This is a genomic window from Enterobacter sp. SA197 (assembly GCF_054131575.1).
The window spans coordinates 2,765,585-2,788,932 of record NZ_CP096393.1 but is presented as its reverse complement, the minus strand read 5'-3'; the positions used below and the strand labels follow the sequence as shown (position 1 = coordinate 2,788,932).

General features: G+C 54.6%; 19 protein-coding genes and 1 pseudogene. All 20 read left to right on the top strand.

Annotation, left to right across the window (positions count from 1 at the left end):
• The first annotated feature begins 18 nt into the window (after window positions 1-18).
• Window positions 19-1,026 carry a hypothetical protein gene (locus tag M1D91_RS13025; RefSeq protein ID WP_437431539.1) on the top strand — a complete coding sequence of 336 codons (1,008 nt, stop codon included), beginning with the start codon at window positions 19-21 and terminating at the stop codon, window positions 1,024-1,026.
• 142 nt (window positions 1,027-1,168) lie between these two features.
• Window positions 1,169-1,981, top strand: a complete 813-nt coding sequence (locus M1D91_RS13020; RefSeq protein ID WP_437431538.1) for a type VI secretion system accessory protein TagJ — start codon at window positions 1,169-1,171, stop codon at window positions 1,979-1,981.
• Window positions 1,974-2,540 (top strand): type VI secretion system baseplate subunit TssE, encoded by a 567-nt coding sequence (gene tssE / locus M1D91_RS13015; RefSeq protein ID WP_437431537.1) that lies wholly within the window; start codon window positions 1,974-1,976, stop codon window positions 2,538-2,540. The genes M1D91_RS13020 and tssE overlap by 8 nt, the downstream gene beginning before the upstream one ends.
• 2 nt (window positions 2,541-2,542) lie before the next feature.
• Window positions 2,543-4,415 (top strand): annotated as a pseudogene (gene tssF, locus M1D91_RS13010) (type VI secretion system baseplate subunit TssF).
• Window positions 4,412-5,455 (top strand): type VI secretion system baseplate subunit TssG, encoded by a 1,044-nt coding sequence (gene tssG, locus M1D91_RS13005; RefSeq protein ID WP_437431535.1) that lies wholly within the window; start codon window positions 4,412-4,414, stop codon window positions 5,453-5,455. The pseudogene tssF and the gene tssG overlap by 4 nt, the downstream one beginning before the upstream one ends.
• Window positions 5,456-5,495: 40 nt before the next feature.
• On the top strand, window positions 5,496-8,108 hold the full coding sequence (gene tssH, locus M1D91_RS13000) for a type VI secretion system ATPase TssH (protein WP_437431534.1): 2,613 nt from the start codon (window positions 5,496-5,498) through the stop codon (window positions 8,106-8,108).
• Between the two features lie 25 nt (window positions 8,109-8,133).
• Window positions 8,134-9,609: a serine/threonine protein kinase gene (locus M1D91_RS12995; RefSeq protein WP_437431533.1), complete on the top strand. Its 1,476-nt coding sequence runs from the start codon at window positions 8,134-8,136 to the stop codon at window positions 9,607-9,609.
• A gap of 39 nt (window positions 9,610-9,648) precedes the next feature.
• A complete protein-coding gene (locus M1D91_RS12990; RefSeq protein WP_437431532.1) occupies window positions 9,649-10,032 on the top strand; it encodes a DcrB-related protein in 384 nt (127 codons plus the stop codon).
• 94 nt (window positions 10,033-10,126) lie between these two features.
• A complete protein-coding gene (locus tag M1D91_RS12985) occupies window positions 10,127-12,385 on the top strand; it encodes a type VI secretion system Vgr family protein (protein WP_457975802.1) in 2,259 nt (752 codons plus the stop codon).
• Between the two features lie 14 nt (window positions 12,386-12,399).
• The gene (locus M1D91_RS12980) at window positions 12,400-12,807 is read left to right on the top strand and encodes a hypothetical protein (protein ID WP_437434507.1); all 408 of its coding nucleotides are present in this window, start codon (window positions 12,400-12,402) and stop codon (window positions 12,805-12,807) included.
• A 360-nt stretch (window positions 12,808-13,167) separates the two neighbouring features.
• The gene (locus M1D91_RS12975) at window positions 13,168-13,404 is read left to right on the top strand and encodes a hypothetical protein (protein ID WP_437434506.1); all 237 of its coding nucleotides are present in this window, start codon (window positions 13,168-13,170) and stop codon (window positions 13,402-13,404) included.
• A 268-nt stretch (window positions 13,405-13,672) separates the two neighbouring features.
• Window positions 13,673-16,213: a DUF2169 family type VI secretion system accessory protein gene (locus M1D91_RS12970; RefSeq protein ID WP_437434505.1), complete on the top strand. Its 2,541-nt coding sequence runs from the start codon at window positions 13,673-13,675 to the stop codon at window positions 16,211-16,213.
• The gene (locus M1D91_RS12965; protein ID WP_437434504.1) at window positions 16,210-17,280 is read left to right on the top strand and encodes a pentapeptide repeat-containing protein; all 1,071 of its coding nucleotides are present in this window, start codon (window positions 16,210-16,212) and stop codon (window positions 17,278-17,280) included. Before M1D91_RS12970 ends, M1D91_RS12965 begins: the two co-directional genes overlap by 4 nt.
• 13 nt (window positions 17,281-17,293) lie before the next feature.
• The gene (locus M1D91_RS12960; protein WP_437434503.1) at window positions 17,294-17,899 is read left to right on the top strand and encodes a DUF3540 domain-containing protein; all 606 of its coding nucleotides are present in this window, start codon (window positions 17,294-17,296) and stop codon (window positions 17,897-17,899) included.
• A gap of 9 nt (window positions 17,900-17,908) precedes the next feature.
• Entirely contained in the window at window positions 17,909-18,301 is a 393-nt protein-coding gene (locus tag M1D91_RS12955) for a DUF4150 domain-containing protein (RefSeq protein ID WP_437434502.1), read from the top strand.
• Window positions 18,302-18,415: 114 nt separating this feature from the next.
• Window positions 18,416-20,956 carry a type VI secretion system Vgr family protein gene (locus M1D91_RS12950; protein WP_457975801.1) on the top strand — a complete coding sequence of 847 codons (2,541 nt, stop codon included), beginning with the start codon at window positions 18,416-18,418 and terminating at the stop codon, window positions 20,954-20,956.
• A 5-nt stretch (window positions 20,957-20,961) separates the two neighbouring features.
• Window positions 20,962-21,714 carry a hypothetical protein gene (locus M1D91_RS12945; RefSeq protein WP_437434536.1) on the top strand — a complete coding sequence of 251 codons (753 nt, stop codon included), beginning with the start codon at window positions 20,962-20,964 and terminating at the stop codon, window positions 21,712-21,714.
• 45 nt (window positions 21,715-21,759) lie between these two features.
• Window positions 21,760-22,323: a hypothetical protein gene (locus M1D91_RS12940; protein WP_437434535.1), complete on the top strand. Its 564-nt coding sequence runs from the start codon at window positions 21,760-21,762 to the stop codon at window positions 22,321-22,323.
• A gap of 5 nt (window positions 22,324-22,328) precedes the next feature.
• Window positions 22,329-22,844, top strand: a complete 516-nt coding sequence (locus M1D91_RS12935) for a hypothetical protein (protein ID WP_437434534.1) — start codon at window positions 22,329-22,331, stop codon at window positions 22,842-22,844.
• Window positions 22,845-22,906: 62 nt separating this feature from the next.
• Window positions 22,907-23,347: a DcrB-related protein gene (locus M1D91_RS12930; RefSeq protein ID WP_437434533.1), complete on the top strand. Its 441-nt coding sequence runs from the start codon at window positions 22,907-22,909 to the stop codon at window positions 23,345-23,347.
• Window position 23,348: the final 1 nt, after the last annotated feature.

Sequence of the window (23,348 nt, the reverse complement as noted above, 5' to 3'; positions counted from 1 at the left end):
AGACTGACAAGGATTTTTATGAAACGTTGGCTTCCGGGTTTGGCACTGCTGACCGTGGGTTTTTGTGCCCAGGCGGAAAATTATCGCATTGTGCAATCCCCCTCGCAAAAACTGGATATCTGGATCGACAACATTGTGGATAACTCGCCTCAAAGCTGGTGTGCGAAGACCTTACCGCTGCGTATCGTCGCCAACGGCGACAAGAAAGTCACTGTGCTTGACACCTTTATGCCGCGTCTCGGCGCACTGCTGGAGAACCAGTGTGGCGCGCTTACCCAGGTCAACTGGAAAATGACGGATGCAAAAAACGTCACGCTGGCAGAGGGGACGGCAAAAAAATCCAAAGACTGGGTGCCTGAAGTCGCCACCCCTGCCACAAGCGACACCCCCGTGACGCCAGACGCTACCGTACCAACGACCGCGCCCGCTTATACCCTCCCGGAAGGTCGACCGGAGGAGATGTCCGTGGCGGCAAATCGCACGCCCTGGCAGGAGTTCACCATGCATGACGGCTGTCATTTACGCACTTACTGGCAGGGCGACAGCAGCACCTCCGCACTCTTCATTCCGGCTAAAGAGGATGGAAAGTGTGAAAAGGGCGGCTGGCTCAACGGCCGCAGCGAAGTGGTTCAACTGAGCAAAGAGGGTGAAAAAAGAGTATCCATGACCTTTGTGCACGGTTTTCCGGTAAGCGGCCTTAACCAAAGCGCGGATGCCGATCGACTGCTGATCACGACGGTTAATAATGAGCGCATGGTGGTCAGCGAAGGGCGTTCCGGTCAGAGCTGGATGCTGCTGCCTTATGATGCCAGCCTGAATGCCTGGCAGGCAAACGGCACCATCGCCGTGGAGGTGCCCCGGGAACTGCTCAGCGATGAGGGGCGTCTGCGCGCCCGTCTTGACGAAGTCCGTGAAAACTGGACCCCGTGGTTTGCACCGGGAACGCGCCTTAACATCGTGCTGATTGATGCGTTGCGCCCGCAGTTACGCGACCCGGCGGTAGGCAAATACACGCCGACGCATTAATCCCTGTCCGACATCTTCCCCTCATCCTGACGCATCGGCGCAGGACGAGGGGACAAAGGGGCACATTCTGGCGCCTTGCCCGCTGTCTCAGGCAGAGGGTAACCACGACTCACCATGCCTAATCCAACCCACTGGAGCGTTTATGAATACGCTTGAAGCACTACTCGCAGGGGATTCCCTGAAGGTAAGCCTGGAGAATCTGGAAAACCAAATTCGTACGCGACCTGCCGACGCAGACCTGCGCGCGGCGTTTGTCCAGCTGCTGTGTCTGGAAGGGAACTGGTCACGCGCGCTGGCGCAGTTGAAAAGCTGGCTGGCACTTACCCCGCAGGCGCAGCCCACCATTACCCTGCTTGAGCAGGCGATTAACGGCGAAAAAGTGCGTGCAGACGTTTTAGCAGGCCGGGCGCGTCCCATGATGCCAGCCCACCAGTGGCCGTGGCTGGAGACGATGGTCGCCTCTCTGGCAGACGCAGGGGCTGAGGCCAGCGCGCGGCGAATGATGGCGCTTGAACACGCCGATGCGGTTGCCGGCGAGTTAACGCTGCACAACGGCGAGACCCGGCGTTTTGACTGGCTCATGGATGGCGACTGTCGCTTTGGACCGGTGTGTGAAACCATCGTTAATGGCCGCTACTGCTGGCTACCCTTCAGCGCCATTGAACAGATGACCTTTCAGCCGCCTGCAAGCGTAACCGATCTGGTATGGCGTCATACGCTGATTCGTTTACAGGATGGCAGCGAACAGGTCTGCCAGATCCCGGTTCGCTACCCGTTCGACGCCGGGGCTGAGGACCGTTTCCGTTTGTCACGCACCACCGAGTGGCTGGCGGTGTCCGCTGATGAGACGCACTACCTGGGACAGGGGCAAAAAGTCTGGCTGAACGATACCGCTGAGTTTCCGCTGCTTGACCTGGCGGTCGTCTCTTTTGATGAGGCAACCGACCATGAGTAACCCGGCACAGGATGACAGTAACCTGCTGCATAACGGCTGGCGGGCAAGACGGGACAAAGAGAACGTCAGCAGCCGGGACAAAATGCAGCCTTCGCTGCTGGACAGACTCACCGACGACGCGCCGGAAAAGCGTCAGGAACCGCGTAACAGCACGCTGATTGCGCACGCCGCGCTGCGTCGCCACGTACTTCGCGATCTGCAATGGCTGTTCAACACCATCAATAACGAAGCGCAAAACGATCTCAGTGGCCTGCACCACGTTCGCCGTTCGGTGGTGAATTTTGGTGTCGCACCGCTGGCTGGTAAACGGATGTCTGATATTGAATGGCAGGATATCCAGCAGAAACTCACGCAGGCCATCCTCCATTTCGAACCGCGGATCCTGCCTCAGGGGTTGTCGGTACGTTGCATCTCCGATACCCAGTCTCTGGATCTGCATAACGTGTTGTCGATAGAAATTAAAGGTCGCCTGTGGTGCGTTCCCTATCCGCTGACCTTTCTTTTCCGTACCGATGTGGATCTGGAAAACGGCCATTTCGAATTAAGGGATGAAGGGTAAGTATGGAAAGCAAACTGCTCGAATACTATAACCGCGAACTGGCGTGGCTGCGGGAGATGGGCCAGGAGTTCGCCGGGCGTTATCCAAAGGTGGCGGGGCGTCTGGGCATGAACGGCATGGATGTGGCCGACCCTTACGTTGAGCGTCTGATGGAAGGGTTTGCCTTTCTGACTTCCCGTGTGCAGCTCAAAATGGACGCCGAGTTTCCGCGCTTCTCCGAACGTTTGATGGAGATGATTGCCCCCAATTATCTGGCTCCCACTCCCTCTATGGCGATTGCTGAATTTCAGCCTGATGCCATGAAGGGCGATTTAAGCAAAGGGTTTGTGGTTCCGAGGGGGACCATGATGGACAGCCAGGCGCTGAAAAAAAAACGGTGTCACCTGCAGTTACACCACCGCCCATGATGTCACTCTGTTGCCGCTCTCCATTACGCTCACTGAGCTTGGTGGCGTTCCGGCGGATCTGCCACTGGCCCGCTGCGGACTTTCGCAAAGCGGCGCGGCCAGTGCGCTGCGTATTCGCCTCTCCTGTGAGGGGGCCACAAAACTGGCTCATCTCGACTTCGATCGGGTGTCATTTTTTTTAAGCGGGCCGGACATGCAGGCGCTACAACTGCTGGAACTGCTGATGGCGCATCAGGTTGGGGCGGTTGCGCTCATCCCCGGTAGCGACAACGCGCCGATATCCCTTGGCACCGGGGCGCTGCGTCACGAAGGTTTTGACTCCGATCAGGCGTTGCTACCTGAAGATTTACGCAACTTTGATGGCTACCGTTTGCTGCAGGAGTATTTCGCCTTTCCGTCACGGTTTCTGTTTTTCAGTATTCAGGGTCTGCGCCCGCTGCTGGCAGACTGCAAAGAGGCGAAGTCGTTTGACATCATAATCCTGCTGGATAAAGCCGATGCGCAACTGGAGCGGGTGGTCGATAAAAGCCATCTGGCGTTGCACTGCACGCCGGTTATCAATCTGTTCAGTAAAACGGCGGAGCGGCAAAAGCTGCAGGAGAACCAGTATGAGTACCATCTGGTGGTGGACAACATCCGCCCGCTGGATTACGAAATTTATGCAGTAAACAAAATCTACGCCAGCCGCGACGGGCAGCGTGATGACCAGATTTTTCGCCCGTTCTGGCGCAGCGTGAATCAGGATGATGGTAACTACGGAGCCTACTTTTCATTGCGTCGGGAGCAGCGCGCGCTCTCTGAGCATGCCCAGCGTTACGGCACCCGCACCGGATATATGGGATCAGAAGTGTTTGCCTCGCTGGTTGATGAACAGCACGCTCCCTGGGATGAAAGTCTGCGCTATATCACCGCCGACGTCCTTTGTACCAGCCGCGATCTGCCTTTGTTGTTACAACAGGAGCTGGGGCAGTTTGTGCTTCCCGATTCGCTGCCCGTAAAAACGCCGCGCCTGCGCAAAGGCCCGACGCCTCCGCGTCCCGCCCTGGCCGAAGGGCTGAGTACCTGGCAACTGATAAGCCAGCTGCAGATGAACTATTTAAGCCTGATGGACGGTGAGGATGGACAGGGGGCTGCAGCGTTACGCCAGTTGCTTGGACTCTATACCCGGCTGGCAGAAGCCCCGGTGGCGCGACAGATTGAAGGGGTACGCGAATGCCTCCTGCAGCCGGTACACCGGCGGGTGCCTGAACCGGGTCCGATCGTTTTTGCCCGCGGGGTTGGCATCAGCCTGACGGTTGATGAACAGGCCTTTTCCGGCTTCAGCCCCTGGTTATTTGGTAGCGTTCTGGAGCGCGTGTTTTCGCGCCTTGTGGCGATGAACAGTTTCACCGAGTTTACCCTGAACAGTCTGCAACGGGGTGAAATTGGCTACTGGCCCCCACGGATGGGCAAGAGGGCATTACTATGACCGATGTCGTCACACCTCATGCTGCTATCCGGCGTGCGAGAGCCTTACCTGACGGTTTCTGGCAAAACGTCATGGTGGCGCCCTGGCGTTACGATCTCTTCAGTTTGCTACGGCGCATCGACGCGCAGGCAGGAGAACGTTATCCCCTCGGACGCGCACCGCTACCGCGCTTTGAGCCGTTACGTATCGGGCAAAAGCCTTCGCTGGGTTTTGCCCCTTCAACCCTGGCCGGGGTGAGCAGACGGGACGCCTCGACGCTTTATGATGTATCTATTCTGAGTTTTGGTCTCTTCGGGCCGAATGGCCCACTGCCGGTACATTTAACGGAGTATGCACGTGAGCGTATCGATCATCATCAGGATGAGAGCTTAACGGCATTCACCGATCTTTTTCATCACCGCCTGACCTTACTGTTCTACCGTGCCTGGGCCGATGCGCAGCCTACGGTCTCACTGGATCGTGCCGACAATCGCCGCTTTGAACAGTATGTTGCCTCCTTAATCGGCATGGGCCAGCCCGGGCAACTGCACAAAGGCAGTCTCAGCCCCCACGCGCGTTTTGCGCTGGCAGGCCACCTGACCCGTAACGGACGCGATCCTGAAGGGCTGGAAAAAATTCTCCGTCACTATTTTGGTGTACCGGTCAGGGTCGTTGAAAACGTGCCGCAATGGATGCCGCTGAGCCCACGTGAGCGGGCGCGATTGCAGGGGGGGCGTCATGCCCCTCGGCTGGGCGAATCGGCCTTTCTCGGCGAAGCCGTTCGCGACGTTACGCACTGTTTTCGTATCGATATCGGCCCCCTGAACCAGGCCTCCTACCGCCAGTTTTTGCCCGGCAATGATGCGGAAAAGCGCGTGCGTGACTGGGTCCGCCAGTATCTTGGCATTGAATATAAATGGTCACTGCGCGTGTGGTTACAACATGAGGATGTCACCGGGGCGGCGCTGGGCGGCAGCGAACGTCTTGGCTACAGCGCCTGGCTTGGTACGCAGCCGCAGGCCGTTCCACGCGGCGATTTGGTTTTCAGCCCGGAGCACTGAGCTCCGTCCAACGCAATTTCATTCATTCACGGAATCGATCATGTCAGAAATTAGCCGTGCCGTGCTTTTCGGCAAACTGGATACGCTGTTATTTACTTCGCTGGAAAGTGCTACGTCGTTTTGCAAACTGCGCGGTAATCCTTATGTGGAACTGGTCCACTGGCTGCATGCGCTGATGCAGCAGGAGAGGGGCGACCTGCAACAGGTCATTCACCATTTCAATCTCAGTGAAGAGGAGCTCAGTCGCGATATCATTCGGGCCCTGGACGCCCTGCCGCGCGGAGCCACATCGGTTTCCGATCTCTCGGAGCATATTGATACCGCCGTGGAGCGCGCCTGGGTCTACGGTTCACTGAAATTTGGCGTGACCCGCATTCGTGGCGGGCATCTGCTGATTGGCCTGTTGAAAACCTGGAGCCTGGCAACGGTGCTCAAAGGCATCTCTCCGCAGTTTGAGCGTATTCGTGTCGATACGTTACTGGACGATTTCGACCAGATTTTTGCGCAGAGCAAAGAGGCGACGCAAACCTTCACTGCGCCGGAGAACAGCGCGGCGGTACCCGCGCAGAAGGGGAGCCTGGCGCAGTACGGTCAGGATCTCACGGCCAGGGCGCGTGAAGGTAAAATTGATCCGGTCGTCGGACGTGACGAAGAGATCCGCCAGATGATCGACATCTTAATGCGACGCCGGCAGAACAACCCTCTGCTGACAGGGGAAGCCGGGGTCGGTAAAACCGCAGTCGTAGAGGGGCTGGCGCTGCGTATTGCCGCCGGTGACGTGCCTGAGCCGCTGCGCGACGTGGAACTCTGGCTGCTCGATATCGGCATGTTGCAGGCCGGGGCAAGCATGAAAGGCGAATTCGAAGCGCGCCTTCAGGGGCTCATTAATGAGGTCCAGTCCAGCCCGACGCCAGTAATGCTGTTTATTGACGAGATCCACACGCTGATTGGCGCTGGTGGTCAGCAGGGTACAGGGGACGCCGCTAACCTGCTCAAACCTGCGCTGGCCCGTGGGCAGCTACGCACCATTGGCGCGACTACCTGGGCTGAGTATAAAAAATACATTGAGAAAGATCCGGCGCTGACCCGGCGTTTCCAGACCGTGCAGGTGGCGGAGCCGGACGAAGAAAAAGCGGTACTGATGTTACGCAGCACTGTCTCCGCACTGGAAACACACCACCGCGTGCTGCTGCTTGATGAGGCCGTTGTCGCTGCCGTTAAGCTTTCACATCGTTACATTCCCGCACGTCAGTTGCCGGATAAAGCCGTCGCCCTGCTGGATACCGCCTGTGCACGGGTCGCCGTCAGCCAGAGCTCGCCGCCGCCGATGCTGGAAGATTGCCTGAACCGCATTGCGGCGCTGGAGGTGGAAATCGATATTGCCAGCCGCGAGCAGCGTATGGCAGCAGGCGACGGAGCACGCGTCGTGCAGTTGCAAGCCGCACGCACGGCGCTGGAAGCCGAACGGGACAGACTGACGCAGAGCTGGCAGCAGGAGCAGGCGCTGGTGGATGACATTATCCGCATGCGCGCGCAGTTACGCGATGAAAGCGACCCGTCGCCTGACGCGCTGCGGGAAACGCTGGCGCAGAGCCTGCGGGCACTGCGGGAGATGCAGAGCGACACGCCGCTGCTCTTTGCCTCCGTCGATGCCAATATTGTGGCCGCCGTGGTCGCCGACTGGACCGGTATTCCGCTGGGGCGGATGGTGAAAAATGAGATAGACGCGGTGCTCAGGCTGGCGGATACGCTGGGAGAGCGGGTTATTGGTCAGCAGCACGGGCTGGAGCTGATTGCCCGCCGTGTACGCACCTCGCGTGCGCGTCTGGACGATCCGAACAAGCCCGTCGGCGTGTTTATGCTTTGTGGTCCATCGGGGGTGGGTAAAACCGAAACCGCACTGGCGCTGGCAGAGTCGCTCTACGGCGGTGAGCAAAACATCATTACCATCAACATGAGTGAATTCCAGGAAGCGCACACGGTATCGACCCTGAAAGGCGCGCCTCCGGGATATGTTGGTTACGGTGAAGGCGGCGTACTCACCGAAGCCGTGCGTCGTCGTCCTTATAGCGTGGTCCTGCTGGATGAGATCGAAAAAGCGCACCCGGACGTGCATGAGATCTTCTTCCAGGTATTTGATAAAGGCTGGATGGAGGATGGCGAAGGACGGCACATCGATTTTCGCAATACCATCATCATCCTGACCTCTAACGTGGGTACGGAGTACATCACGAACCTGTGTGCTGACCCTGAGCTCCTGCCGGACCCTGAGACGCTGCGTGACGGGCTGCGCCAGCCGTTGCTTCAGGTTTTCCCCCCGGCGCTGCTGGGTCGTCTGCTGGTGGTGCCTTACTATCCGCTCAGCGACACCATGCTCGCACAGATTGTGCGCCTGCAGCTGAAACGTATTCAACGACGCCTGGCCGATAATCACGGGATTGTCTGCGAGGTGGACGACAGCGTGGTGACGCAGATAGTCCAGCGCTGTACCGATGTCGAATCGGGTGGCCGTATGGTGGATGCCATTCTGACCAATACGCTCCTGCCACAAATGAGCCAGATTTTACTGGATGCCAGCGCGCGTGATGAGCGTTTCCGGCAGCTACGTATTACCTTTGAACAGGGCGAATTCCAGTGTGAATTTGCGGCCTGATGCAACAACCAGGAGAGTTTGACTAATGACGGAAAATGATAACAACCGGACGGTACCGAACGCGTTGCCACCCGGCTACCGCTTCAATGAGTTCGAAATCAAAGAGGTGATTGGCGGGGGCGGGTTCGGCATTGTCTATCGTGCCTGGGATCATCAGCTTGAGCGCACTATAGCTATCAAAGAGTTCATGCCCTCTTCTTTAGCGGTACGAAACGATGATATGACGCTGGTCTTACGCAGCGACCGCTTCAGTAAAGCCTTTTCTGCCGGGTTAAACAGTTTCATTCAGGAAGCGCGACTGCTGGCCCGCTTTAACCATCCCAACCTGCTGCACGTGCTCCGTTTCTGGGTTCAGAACGACACTGCCTACATGGGCACCGTATTTTACAGCGGTACAACATTGTCGCGCCTGCGGGAGAAATCCCCCCACGTTGTCGACGAGGCGTGGATTCGCCGTATGCTGCCCATGCTGCTGGGGGCAATCAAAACTATTCACGACGAAGGCTATCTGCACCGGGATATTTCCCTGGATAATATTCAGATCCAGGATAACGGCCTGCCCGTACTCCTTGATTTTGGCTCCGCACGCCGCAGCATAGGCTCGGTTTCCGATGAAACTGAGACCATGTTGCGCCCCGGGTTTGCTCCCATCGAACAGTACACCGACGATAACGAGAGCGAGCAGGGGCCGTGGACAGACATCTATGCGCTGGGCGCGGTACTTCACACGCTGATTGTCGGCTCCCCGCCGCCGGTCAGCGTGGTGCGCAGTATTCAGGATGGCTACCAGCCGTTAATAAGCCGCCATCTGCCGGGGTATTCGGCGCCATTACTGATCGCGGTAGATAAAGCCCTGTCGTTGAAGATGGAAGACAGGCCGCAAACCATCGATGAGTTCGCCGCCCTGATCGAGATGCCCGTCGCCGGGATGAATGACGTGGTAAGCGTTAAAAAGCCCGGCACCATGCTGGTGCCCGTTGAAGAGGTGGAAGAAAAACCGGGCATGCTGGACTGGCGACGTTACAAGGTGCCAGGGCTGATAGCCGCAGGGGTGCTGGTTGGGTTAATTGCCGGTGGGATCCTCTTCCATCAGGACTCCGCGCCGGAGAGTACGACCGCGCAGGCCGACCACAGCCCGTCAGAGGAGGCACCGGTTGCAGGTACCGCCACGACGCCTGAACCCGCACAACCGCCGGTCAGTGCTACCGCGCAGAACACACCGCCCGCAACAGCGCCAGGCCAGCCAGAACCCGTCGTGCAGCCGTCGGCTGCCGTCGCGCCGCAAGCACCTGTAGCCCAGGTCTACGTGCGGATGAACGAAGGGGAAACCCTCTCGCTTAATGGTGAAGCACAGTCGGTCAGCCCCGCGACCAGCGGTTTTGCGACCGTAAAATTGCCGCCCGGACGCTATGAGCTTGTGCTTCAGGGTAACGGCCAGTCCCGTAGCCAGACACTGACGATAGCCAGCGCCGGAACCTGGCTTGTGAACCCGCAGCGGTGACTTACTCTCAACGGCATTGCGCAATGATGCTAAGAATAAATGATGAATGTACTCAGACAAAGCCATGATGGCAGTGGCGGATTTACCTTTGTCGTCTCACGCACGCGTGCGGAGCCTGACGATAAAGTGCATGACATTGCTGCCCGTACCCTACGTGAACTGAATGAAACGCTGACGGACTTCTATCTTGAATCAACGCAAATGCTGACGGTGGATAGCTATCCTGCTTTTGAACTCTTTTACCAGTTCAGAAATGACAATCACATCATCTTCCAGCGCCAGACCCTTATCCTTATCGACTCGCCAAATGGCGAAAAGAAACTGGTGAGCTATGTGGCGACCTGCATGGATGAGTTCAGCCTTCACCACCAGCAGCAGTATCAGGACACCATTCAGGGGATTAAATTTCATCGCGGAAAGTAGCCCCTTACCCCTTCACCCCGACGCGTCGGGAGGAGGGGGTAGGCGCACCGTCCGCTGGTCATTGTGAACGATATAACTTTTCGGATGCACTGATATGTTTAATCGTATAACCGTACAACTCCCGGTTGAGGGGCTGCTTTTCTGGAAACTCTCCGGGCGGGAAGCCCTGTCAGAGCCGTTTGCGCTGGAGCTGACGCTGCTTGGCACTGATGCGCGCCTGGAGCGCAGTCAGTTGCTCGGTCAGTCTGCGACCGTCTCCATCCCGACCCGGACGGCGGGGGCCCCGCGCTATCTTAACGGGAAAATCACCCGTGTGGCGGTGAGTGCCGTGGAGCTTTCCGGCACCCGCTATGCGGTGTACCAGCTTACCGTTGAACCGGACCTGTGGCCGATGAAGCGTGACCGCAATCTGCGCATTTTCCAGGGTCAGACGGCGGTGCAGATAGTGAAAACGCTGCTGGGTGAATATCAGGTGAACACGGAGGACAGGCTTACCGGCAGCTACCGGGTATGGGACTACTGCGTGCAGTACCAGGAGAGCAGTTTTGATTTCATCAGCCGGCTGATGGAGCTGGAAGGCATCACCTATTTCTTCCGCCATGAAGCCGGTCGCCACGTGATGGTGCTGACGGATGCCACCACGGGGCACCAGCCGTTCCCCGGCTATGAAACCATCCCCTACCATGTGACCGCATCCGGCGGCAGCACCGATGAGGAAGGGGTCAGCCAGTGGGCGCTGACCGACAGCGTGACGCCGGGGATTTACAGTCTGGACGACTATGATTTCCGCAAGCCGAACGCGTGGCTGTTCCAGGCGCGCCAGAATCCGTCCTCGCCGCAGCCGGGGAGTATCGACGTTTACGACTGGCCGGGGCGTTTTGTGGAGAATGACCACGCTGAATTTTACGCCAGAGTCCGCCAGGAGCGCTGGCAGGTGGAGCACCAGCAGGTGCAGGGGAGCGGCACGGCGCTGGGGATTGCGCCGGGGACGACCTTCACGCTGCACAATGCGCCGTTCTTCAGCGACAACGGTGAATACCTGACGACGGCGGCGGGATACTGGCTGGAGGAGAACCGGTACGCCAGCGGGGGCGACTCGCAGACGATGCACCGCGTGGACTTCACGGTGATCCCCGCGTCAGTGCCGTACCGGCCGGCGCAGTCGACGCCGTGGCCGCGCACGTACGGGCCGCAGACGGCGAAAGTGGTGGGTCCGAAAGGCGAGAGCATCTGGACGGACAAATACGGTCGCATCAAGGTGAAATTCCACTGGGACCGTCTTGCGAAGGGTGACGACACCAGTTCGTGCTGGGTGCGGGTATCGAGCGCATGGGCAGGTCAGGGTTTTGGCGGGGTGCAGATCCCGCGCGTGGGCGATGAAGTGGTGGTGGACTTTATCAACGGCGACCCGGACAGACCCATCGTCACCGGACGCGTCTATAACGAAGCAAGTATGCCGCCCTGGGAATTACCCGGTGACGCCACCCGAATGGGATTTATGACCCGCAGTAAAGACGGCAACATGGATAATGCCAGCTTTCTCTTTTTTGAAGATAATCCGGGCAATGAGTCCGTGCAGATGCACTCGGAAAAAGACATGGTGGTGTCGGTTGAGAACGACAAAACGGTGACCATTGACGGTAACCGCACGACCACCATCAAGAAAAAGCAGACGGATACGGTTTTGCAGGACGCCACCTTTACCTATAAACAGAAACGCACTACCACCGTAGACAATGTTGAAACCAAGAATTTCAATAACAGCGAAATAATCACCATTAAGAATGGGCGTAGGCTTGAAATTAAGAATGACGGCGATCAGAGCACCATTAAAGGGAACAGAATATTAACCCTTGATGGTAATAATCAACGCACCATTACCGGCAGTGATAAAACCCATATCGAAGGTAAACACGATAAAACGATTGATGCCGGAGAAACCATCACTATTACTTCAGGTGGGCAAACCCAGACCATTACTGATAACGTCAACGTCGATATCAGCGGTGAGTGGACGCAATACGTGGACGGAAAAATCATGATCCAGTCCCCAGGTCAAATTACTATTAAAAGCGGCACTAAAGTGTTTATTGATTCGCCCGTCTTTGAACGCAACGATGTTCAGAAAACGAGTTTCGCGCAGGACGTGGTGGATTACCTTATTAAACAGTTTACTTTCTCAGTGGGAACGGTCGCGATCAAAAGCAGCAGCTACGCCTTTACCGCGGTTGATGTCTCGCATAAAGGGTTCACCTTTGGTCACACCATTGTGAATGCGCAACGTGTTGAAGCTGCTCGCGTGGAGAGCGGAAGCCTTAAAACGGCGCTTTTCGCCCTCTGTATGGTCATGTAAGCCAAGGAACAAGCATGTCTCTTTTTAATGTAGTGAATATTGTTGTGACGTTGTCTTTATCCGCCATCATTATCTATTTTGCCCACCGCGTTGTGCGCAATTCTCAGGAGAGAGAGCAGACGGTTCTTGAGCAGGGTAGTGATGTCAATATTACGATATTGACGATGAAACAGAATGGCCTGTTCATTAACAACAATCCCGTTATTGATATGTCGTTGCGGGTTGAGGATGTTAAAAACCAAAAAAGCTGGCTGGTTGAAAAACATCAGGAAACCGCCTGGTTAATTGCCGTCGCCTCCTATCAGGTCGGCGAGGTATATTACGGTAAAGTTGAAAATAAAACGGGAAAAATTGTTTTCGTTAAAGATGGTAGCGGCAGGCCGGTGCAGGTCGGGCAACCCTCTGTAGCGTTAAAAAATTAAAGACGTAAACGGGAGAATCACTCCGGGCAACCGGTAGCGGCCTGCGCCCCAAAGCGTATGCCCGCCTGTTGCCCTAACGATCAGAAACAACTCGGAAAAAGACATGGTGTTGTCGGTGGAGAACGATGAACGGAGACTATTGATGGTAACCGCACGACCACCATCAAGAAAAAGCAGACGGATGATGTGACGTGTGATGCGACATTCATTATCGTAAAAAGCGGGCAACCCCTGTCGAAGATATTGACACACGGGTGTTAAACAATGGCTTAAAAACAACGATAAAGAATGGGCGTCAGTTGGATATCACGACGATAAGCGCAGATTCTCGTTCTTGGTAGAGATGTAACTATTACCATTATGCCAATGAAACAGAGCGGGTTATTTATCAATAGCAGCCCGGTCAACGGGATGTCGTTACGATTAGAGGAACCGGGTAATGGTAAAAGCTGGATTGTTGAAAAACACGATGAAACCGCCTGGTTAATTGCCGTTGCCTCGTACAATATTGGTAATATTTATCAGGGAGAGATAGATGAAAAAAATAATATTACTGTCGTTAAAGACCCTGGGGGTAAACCTTTATTAACCCAGTAATAATGGCTGATTCCTGAAAGGTGATGCTATGAACTTTTTGGAGCGTTATTGGTATTGACTTCCTCTGCAAATGACTGTGCTGATAGCGGGCATCTTCTATCTGAGTTTTCGAAATAACCTCATCCCCGATATGAACGATGTCTTCACCCAGGCTACGGTCAGGAAAAAGGGAATGGGTGCGAATGTCGATATTATCGTCGCCCGCCCATCCCAAGCGTATGGCGTGATATGACAGGCCGCTCATTCTGAGTGATAAAGGAAATAGCCGATGAAGATAGTGAAGCCCTTGCGACTGAGTGTGCTCAATCGTCCTTTTCGCTGGCAGGGAAAAAATCATCTTGGTGTCTCGGTACTCGCGTTGGCTGATATGGGGGCAAACCCTAAACTGCGCCCCGAGATGGAGCTCTGGCAACTTGCCGCCCGTGAACTGCACACCAGTGGCGGCGTGATTGATATGGCCATTCCGAAAACCCGCGCTGAGTTTCTGGCGACAGGCCATGTTTATACCCATCATCAGCAAGATAAAACGACGGCCATCGCGCGTATCGACATTGAGGCGCTCAGTAAATCACTGGTGGTATCCGGCGACCGTTACTGGGTGGACAATAAAATGACCGCGCCGCAACCCTGGAAGGAGATGCGTCTGGACTGGTCGCGCGCTTACGGTGGGGAAGGCTTTGAGGACAATCCTCACGGCGTCGGTTTTCGACCGGAAATACATCAGGGTCATGAGTTTCGCCGATTGCCCAACATAGAGCCCCTGTCAGGTCGTATCACGTCAACGCATCAGAAACCGGAGCCCACAAGTTTTGGGCCGCTCGATATGACCTGGCCTCGCCGTTTCAAAAAAATGGGCAACAAATACGACGCGAGCTGGTTGCAGAATGAGTTTCCGGGCTTTTCCCGTGACATCGACTGGACGGTATTTAATGCTGCCAGCCCCGACCAGTGGTGGGATGACAAAGACGCATTACCGCAAAATGCGCACTGGCGCATCTGGAACATGCATCCGGAAAAACCGATACAGGAAGGCACGCTGCCGCCCTGGCAGGCACGCTGCTTTATCCAGCGCCAACGGGCGGAAGAAATCCTTTTCGAAGAGATTACGCTCAGAGCGACCACCGTCTGGTTTTTTCCCCATCTGGAACAGATGCTGCTTATCTGGCAGGGGCATATTCGCATCAACGAAGATGATGCCGCGGATGTGTTGCAACTCATCCCCGCGCTGGAAAAGTACGGCGCAGCCCGTTCATCTCATCACTACCGCAAGGTCCTGAATCAGCGTCTTGATAAAGAAAAAGGGGCGCTCTTTGCATTCAGGGAAAAGGACTTGCTTCCCGAGGATGCCATTGGCCCCTGGCTGGACAACGAGGTGGCGCAGTCGTCCAGCGCGATGCAGGACAACATGAAAAATCGGGAGCGGCTGCTAAAAGAACAACATCGCGCCAGACTTGAAGAAAGCGGGGGAGATGTCAACGCATTAATGGAAGAACTTGCCGAGCCGCCAATGCCGACACTCGAAGAACTGCCGGAATTCATGGAGAAAATGGAGCGTCAGGCGCAGGAGATGCAAGAGCAAGCGGAGGCACACAAGAAAGAAGCCGCCGCGAAATATCCGCAAATGAACAGTGAAGATAATCTGCCACGTGGCCCGGAATCCCTGCATCAGATGCAGGACATGCTCTACCGCGAAAGCAACACGATGAGCGAGAAAAAGCGCGAGCAGGCATGCGAGATGCTGCATCAAATGTATCGACTGGCTGTCCAGACGCAGCCTCCGGCGCTGCGTCTTAAAGGCGATCTGGCGGTGATTATTCGTCAACGTGCACAACGAACGCTGGCACTCGGCGGGGATTTTACCGGCATGGATCTGACCGGTGCTGACTTCTCCGGGATGGATCTGCGCGGTGCGAATTTCCGCAAAGCATTACTGGAAAGCGTCGACTTTCGCCATTCAAAACTGGACGGTGTCTGTTTTGAGGGGGCCGTGCTGGCGCGCGCGGAATTTGAAAAAACCTCGATGCAGGGTTGTGATTTTTCCGAGGCAAGCATGTCACTGGCGCAGTGTGTACAAAGCGACTTCAGCGGCGCGCGTTTTAAAGATACCCAGTTGCAGAACACATATTTTGCGGACTGTATTTTCGATAAGGCTCACATCGACGGACTGCTTCTGCGTGAAACCGGGTTAAGCCGTTGTCGTTTTCACATGGCGAAACTCGATAACTGCATATTCATGGAACTGACGCTTGCGGAACCCGATTTTCGTGGTGCAACGCTACAAAAATGTGCCTTTATGCAATCGAAACTGGTCGCAGCAAACTTCCATTCGGCTACGCTCGACAGCTGTTCATTTGTACAAACACAGGCGGAACAGGCCTGTTTCAGCCATGCCACCTGTATAACCACGGCGGTGGCTTCGGAAAGCGACTTTACGGGTGCGGATTTCAGCTACGCCACGCTCAGACAATGCAATTTGCGACAAACGCCGCTCATCGGGGCGCAATTCGGCCAGGCGAAACTGGACAACAGTGATTTCAGCGAGGCGAATTGCGCATCCTGCCATTTCGTGGGGGCCAATCTGATGGGCAGCCTTTTTGTTCGCACTGATTTGCGAAACGTTGATTTTACTGATGCCAATTTGATGGGGGCCATCCTGCAAAAGAGCCAGCTTGGCGGGGCCATCTTCCCGGGGGCGAATCTGTTTCGCGCGGATCTCTCGCAGTCTTTTACCAGCGATACGACACGGTTTGACGGTGCCTGGACGAAGCGCATCAAAACGCTGCCCAAACGGGATGGAGAGGTGATATGACAATGCTGACAGCCGCTGAACTGCAGCAGCGCGTAAAAAGTGGCGAAACACTCAGTGACCTTACTCTGGACGGGCTGGATTTACAGGGATGCGATCTCTCCGGGGGCATTTTTCAGGATATCTCGTTTTGCCACGTCAACCTGCGACATGCCAATCTGAAAGAGGCGGTCTTTACGGAGTGCCTGTTTAAGCATGCCGATTTGCGAGAGGCGAGACTGGAACAGACGCTCTTTATCCAGTGTGAGATGGGCAATATCGATGCCACTAAGACCGTGCTTAACGAGTGCATCTTCAACAAATGTTCGTTAACCGCCAGCCGCTTCGCCGGTGGAGAAATACAGGCGACCCAGTTTTTAAGCTGTGAAGTAGAGAACAGCCAGTTTGATGCCGCGAAAATCGAGCGCAGTGTGTTCTTCGAATCAAATCTTAACAATGCGCGTTTTACCGCATGCCCAACTTTGCTGACCACATTCTACGCCAGCGATCTTCGTGCGACTGAATTTGAACGGGCGACATTTGAACGTGCCGTCTTTTTTAACTGCGATCAGCGTGGGAAGAACTATTCCCGTCAGGGATTTACCGGCTGCCAGTTTACCGATAACCAACTTGATGAAGTCAATTTCGATGGCGCGCAGTTAACGCAGTGCAACTTCAAGGGCGCATCCCTTAAAGGCGCAAATATGAATCAGGTCAATGCCAGTCAGGCACTGTTTATGGAAGCCAATCTGACGGAAGCACGGTGTCAGGGTAGCGTCTTTGATCAGGCTATTTTTGTGGGGGCGATACTGGAAAAGGCAGATTTCAGTCAGAGTCGACTCTTTCAAAGCATTCTGCAGAACAGCCACGCCACCGGCACGCATTTTACGTTGTGTAACCTGACTTACAGTGATTTTTCATACGCGAATCTGGACGGGGCAGATTTTCGTGGCGCCACCTTCTCGCGCACCCGCATGCACCGTGCCCAACTGGATAACGCCCGTCTGAGCGGACGACAGGGCATTCTGGACTATGACGAAGAATTGTTAGCTGCGGAAGCATGGAGCTTACAGCGCCAGAGTCGTCAATGATGAGGAGTAAAAGATGAACAAAATAAACCATTCACTGGCGCATTCACTTGTGCCGTCAGCCCAGGCATCGGGCATTGTCACCCAAGGTTTTGCTGATGGCAGTCTGATGGTTGAGAGTGAAGGGCGTGGCTGGCATTGCCGTCGTGCCGTGAGCTGCGTAATTGCGCCACAGGTTGGGGACACTGTGTTGATTGCCGGTGTCGACAATCAAATCTGGTTGCTGGCGGTCCTGGAAAGAGTCAGTGCAGAAGCCTGCGAACTTAGCGTGCCGGGGGATCTTTTGATTCGCAGTGAAGGGGAGCTCAGTCTGCGCGGCGCGGCCCTGAAAGTGAGCGCAGCGCAGGGCGATTGCCATATCAGTGAGATGAAATACAGTGGTGACAAACTCTCCGCCTGGGTCAGTTTGTCCCGCATTGTCGGCAAACGGGCAGAATCGGTATGGCAGACCGTAACGCAAATCAGCCATAACCTGTTTCGCACCACCCGGCAGACGGAGCAGGTGCGTGCCGGGCAACTGGATATCAAAGCCGAGGATTATGCGCGACTGCATGCGCACAACACGGTTATCACCTCCAAAGCGATAACCAAAATCGATTCTGAACAGATCCACATGGGATGAGGAACGACGATGTTTGCTAATTGCCAGCTTTTCGGGGTAGACCTGGCGTTTCCTGATGTTTGCCTGACGCCGATGCCAGCGCCAGTGCCTGTTCCTTATCCGGATGTTGCCCTGGGGCCAACGGCCATTCCTAATGCCCTCAACATCCTGTTTATGGGGATGCCTGCACACAACATGGCGACGGTCACACCGCTTACCGTTGGCGATAATCCGGGCGTGGCCACGGGCGTCGCGTCCGGCACGGTGATGGGGCCGTCGCGGCATTTAACCGGCGCGTTTACCGTCCTGCTCAAGGGCACACCCGCGACGCGACTGACCAGTATCAGTCTGCAAAACTCTACGAATGCTATTGGGATGCGCATTGTCCCCAGTCAGTTCAAGGTGTTACTGCTGGCACCCTAAAGGAGGCAACACCTGCAGTACCCTTTACTGTAACAAACGATCTCTGGCGTCTTATTAACCCTGTATTCACTTCTGCGTGCATTTGTATTTTCATGACGAAACGGAATGAACTTTATGCTTAACCGTATTACCGTACAGCTTCCGGTTGAGGGGCTGCTTTTCTGGAAACTCTCCGGGCGGGAAGCCCTGTCAGAGCCGTTTGCGCTGGAGCTGACGCTGCTTGGCACTGATGCGCGCCTGGACAGGAGCCAGCTACTGGGCAAACCTGCCACTGTTACTATTCCTACGCAAAACCTTCTTTCGCCCCGTTTTCTTAACGGGAAAATCACCCGTGTGGCGGTGAGCGCCGTGGAGCTTTCCGGCACCCGCTATGCGGTGTACCAGCTTACCGTTGAACCGGACCTGTGGCCGATGAAGCGTGACCGCAATCTGCGCATTTTCCAGGGTCAGACGGCGGTGCAGATAGTGAAAACGCTGCTGGGTGAATATCAGGTGAACACGGAGGACAGGCTTACCGGCAGCTACCGGGTATGGGACTACTGCGTGCAGTACCAGGAGAGCAGTTTTGATTTCATCAGCCGGCTGATGGAGCTGGAAGGCATCACCTATTTCTTCCGCCATGAAGCCGGTCGCCACGTGATGGTGCTGACGGATGCCACCACGGGGCACCAGCCGTTCCCCGGCTATGAAACCATCCCCTACCATGTGACCGCATCCGGCGGCAGCACCGATGAGGAAGGGGTCAGCCAGTGGGCGCTGACCGACAGCGTGACGCCGGGGATTTACAGTCTGGACGACTACGATTTCCGCAAGCCGAACGCGTGGCTGTTCCAGGCGCGTCAGAATCCGTCCTCGCCGCAGCCGGGGAGCATCGACGTTTACGACTGGCCGGGGCGTTTTGTGGAGAACGACCACGCTGAATTTTACGCCAGAGTCCGCCAGGAGCGCTGGCAGGTGGAGCACCAGCAGGTGCAGGGGAGCGGCACGGCGCTGGGGATTGCGCCGGGGACGACCTTCACGCTGCACAATGCACCGTTCTTCAGCGACAACGGTGAATACCTGACGACGGCGGCGGGATACTGGCTGGAGGAGAACCGGTACGCCAGCGGGGGCGACTCGCAGACGATGCACCGCGTGGACTTCACGGTGATCCCCGCGTCAGTGCCGTACCGGCCGGCGCAGTCGACGCCGTGGCCGCGCACGTACGGGCCGCAGACGGCGAAAGTGGTGGGTCCGAAAGGCGAGAGCATCTGGACGGACAAATACGGTCGCATCAAGGTGAAATTCCACTGGGACCGTCTTGCGAAGGGTGACGACACCAGTTCGTGCTGGGTGCGGGTATCGAGCGCATGGGCAGGTCAGGGTTTTGGCGGGGTGCAGATCCCGCGCGTGGGCGATGAAGTGGTGGTGGACTTTATCAACGGCGACCCGGACAGACCCATCGTCACCGGACGCGTCTATAACGAAGCAAGTATGCCGCCCTGGGCATTGCCAGCAGGAGCGACCCAAATGGGTTTCCTCAGCCGTTCAAAAGACGGTTCTGCCGACACCGCCAACGCCCTGCGCTTTGAAGATAAAGCCGGGGAAGAGCAGGTGTGGATCCAGGCCCAACGCAATATGGATACCCATGTTAAAAACGATGAGTCCCATAGTGTCCTCGGCGAACGTTCGCACTATGTGAAGAAAAACGAACTGCATCGGGTCGAAATCAATCAAACCCAGGCCGTCAAAGGCGGCACGGAGATCCTGACCGGCAAAGGCAAACTCGATGCGGTAGTCGAACAGTACGTGCTGGCCTCGGGCACCAAACTGCGGCTGGTATGCGGTGAGAGTGCCTTTGAGCTGAATGCCAACGGAAAAATCAATCTCATCGGTAAGTCGTTTAACTTCTTTGTGGAAGACGACGGGCACATTAAAACCGGCGGGAAACTGCATCTCAATGCCGACGACACGCAGCCAGGCACTGTCGCCCCAGGCTCTGATCATAAGAGCGATATTGATGCGGCGGTACAGGCCCATTTTACACCTGAGAAAAAAGGGAAAGCGGCAGGTGCACCGCCAGCGGCCCCACAGCGAGGGCAATCAGCGACGAAAGCGGGGCGGATTGACGATAGAGTCGTCAAATCAGTGATGAAATCGGAAGGGAGTGAAGGCGAGCAGGGTGGGCGTAAGGAGCTTTATGGTTTCCGAAAAGGGAATGGAAAAGCGTATGACAACATACTTGCCGCGCGTAAAGCTTACGGCAAGGGAAGCGCTGAGGAGTTTGAAGAGGTTTCAAAAGCGATGTCAAGCACGGCAAAATCCGCCGGCGCGTTAAATTTTACCGATCCTGGCAAACAAGCGGCCATTACCTCTTTATCCCACATGCGGGGTGCCGGTGGGGCTCAAGCCATACTGAACTCAATGGAATCAGGTAAAATAGTTCAAACTGATACCCTGACACCCCAGGCGATCACAAAAATAGAAGCCATGACGCCTGAGGATTTTCAGGAAAAACTGGTGAACGCGAGACTAGATTATGACAAGGCGATTTATGGCGACACAACAACAGTGAAAGGTGGCAAAGCCTATAACTGGTGGGATCACTACAACAAAGGACTTAAAAAACGCTATGCTAACGAGTCTGATGAGTTTTTAAAATTATCTAAAGAGTAATAATTATGTTAAAAAAATTTGCAATTACATCTTTGGTTGTCGCCGCGCTATGTTCTCCCTTGTCAGCATTAGCATCGATAAATTTAAGTCAATATGACAAAATATCCACGGCATCTGGCCTGATGGAGAATAAAGATGTGACGAAGAGCCTGAAAGCATTACTGGGCTCGGATTATGAGACCTATATTAATAATTTTGAGGTCTATGGCGAACCGCATAAGACCCGTGATGGTGCATTGTTTGTTGAAGGGTGGATGCAGGATTTATATAAAGAAAATGCCTCGGCCTTAATTGTCTTCCCTGATGGGAAAATATCAGCTGCATGGGTGGTGCCAGAATCTGATGTTATCCAGTATAAAAGCAATGCTGATGGAGCGGAAATTAACAAGGACATTAAGGCATGGGCTGAACGATTCGGTAATATGCAGTTTGCCTCGCTCAGAAGCGTCCCCGCAGATTACTCAGAAACGGCTCACTTTAATACAGATTCATTTTCCATTGAGCTTACAACGGTCTGCGATGCTGAGAAAAACTGCAATGTTTCAACGTATCATGGCACGAGAAAAAAAGATGGTGCGGAGCTAACTCTCAAAGGCGTTGCCGTTCGCAAGGGGTGTGACTCCGGGATTTGCCCCATTATTTCATATGAGTTCAGGAAGGGGAACGCGGTCTATTCGGTCAGTAAGCTGGATAACACATTGACTGTCGTTAATAACAATAAAACAGTCGTAAATCAAACGGGTATATGGAGTAAATGAATGTGACTTCAATTATTGATGGTTTTTTATAGAGCGCATTTTTTTATGATTCGAATGTTTTTTACAGCGTTTTTTGTTTTTTTTAGTGTTACGGCCTACTCATCAGGTACGCAGATAACGTCGACGATGGCTGCTGTGAGTGATGCTGCGCTAACGAAGGGCGATTTTTCTGTCATCGGAGAGCGGAAAATTATTTCGCTCGGTGATCCCTGGAACGAGCAGACCGATAAGGTGCTCGGACAAGCCGAAAGGGATGACTTTGTCGGAACAGTTGACTACGGCGATGACACTTACAAGTTTTATCGTCATCAATATGATGGTTTCGATGTTTATACATCCAATCTTTGGTGGGATAAAGCAGAAAGGACGGTTGATGATTATATCATTGCCCAGATTACATTGACGTCATCGAAGCTGAAAACAAATAGAGGCGCTTATGTCGGCATGCCTCTGGCCCAGCTTCGTGAACGCTATGGCGCAGGCAAAGAGGTCGAAATTAATGGCAGTAAGGTAATTCACTATTTATTTGCGAAGAAACGTATATCTTTTGAAGTCGTTGATGGGCAAGTGGCCTCAATCATTATGAGTTACAACGAAGAAGATGAGTAAATCACATGCTTTGTCGATATGTTGAAAAAGTGTTTGTTTTTTCGCTTTTATTTATGGCTGCGAATGCTGAGGCGAATATAAAAAGTAATGATGTCTGGGATTTTATTACCGACATCAAGGCACCCATCCGCAATCTGACAATACATAACGTAAACACTTTTCCAGTGGCGTTACGTTTAGTTAAACAGAATGAATATACTCAGTTTTATCAGGCAGCGACTGTTGAATTGAAGGATGGCTCAACAGTTGCTGATATTGATGTGCGTTTGAGTAAGGATCGCAGCGGTCAGGGGCCTTTCTTAAGTTTTATCTGGTTCGGGCACTGTATTTCGCTCGACACGGTAAAAAAACATTATCCTGAATTACAGATAACGGACGTACCCAGAGGGCGATCCGTAAATGAAGTCACCAGCCATACAACCCCTGCTGATAAGCAAGGCCAGGAGATAACGTTCAGTTTCACTGAATCACAACCTGATTGCTTGCACAGCGTGGTTATTTCGTCGAAGGACTTCTCTTAGCGCTGTCTTAGTAGCGCTTACCCATCTATTCCCCCTCAGTGAAAGCATTAAAAGGGCTAATAATGAAATATCACCTCCAGGAAGGTTCCTTTCAGCTATTCCCTGCCCAGTGGCAGGACACCAGCATGACAGTATTGCGTGATGATGAGAGCGGTTTATCCGTGGTCGTCAGTCGGGGCGTGATTCCAGAGGGCAGCAATGCAGAGCAGGAATTTCAGCGTCAATGGGACGTAATGCGCACCCAGATGGGGGACGTACAGCAGAGCGAATTTGCCCGTGTGCTTGTGGGGCCGCAAAGAAATATTCGCGCCATTGAAGTCGAAACCGCCTTTTTACGCGGTGAACACCATATCTGGCAAAAACAGCTGGCGGTCCAGGTTCCTGAGCAGGCGGTGCTGCTGGTTTTCACGCTTTCCGCACTGCGCGCATTTACTGAACAGGATACGGCGCGATGGAATGCCATTAAGCAGACACTCACCCTTAACGACAACCGGAATGCATAAG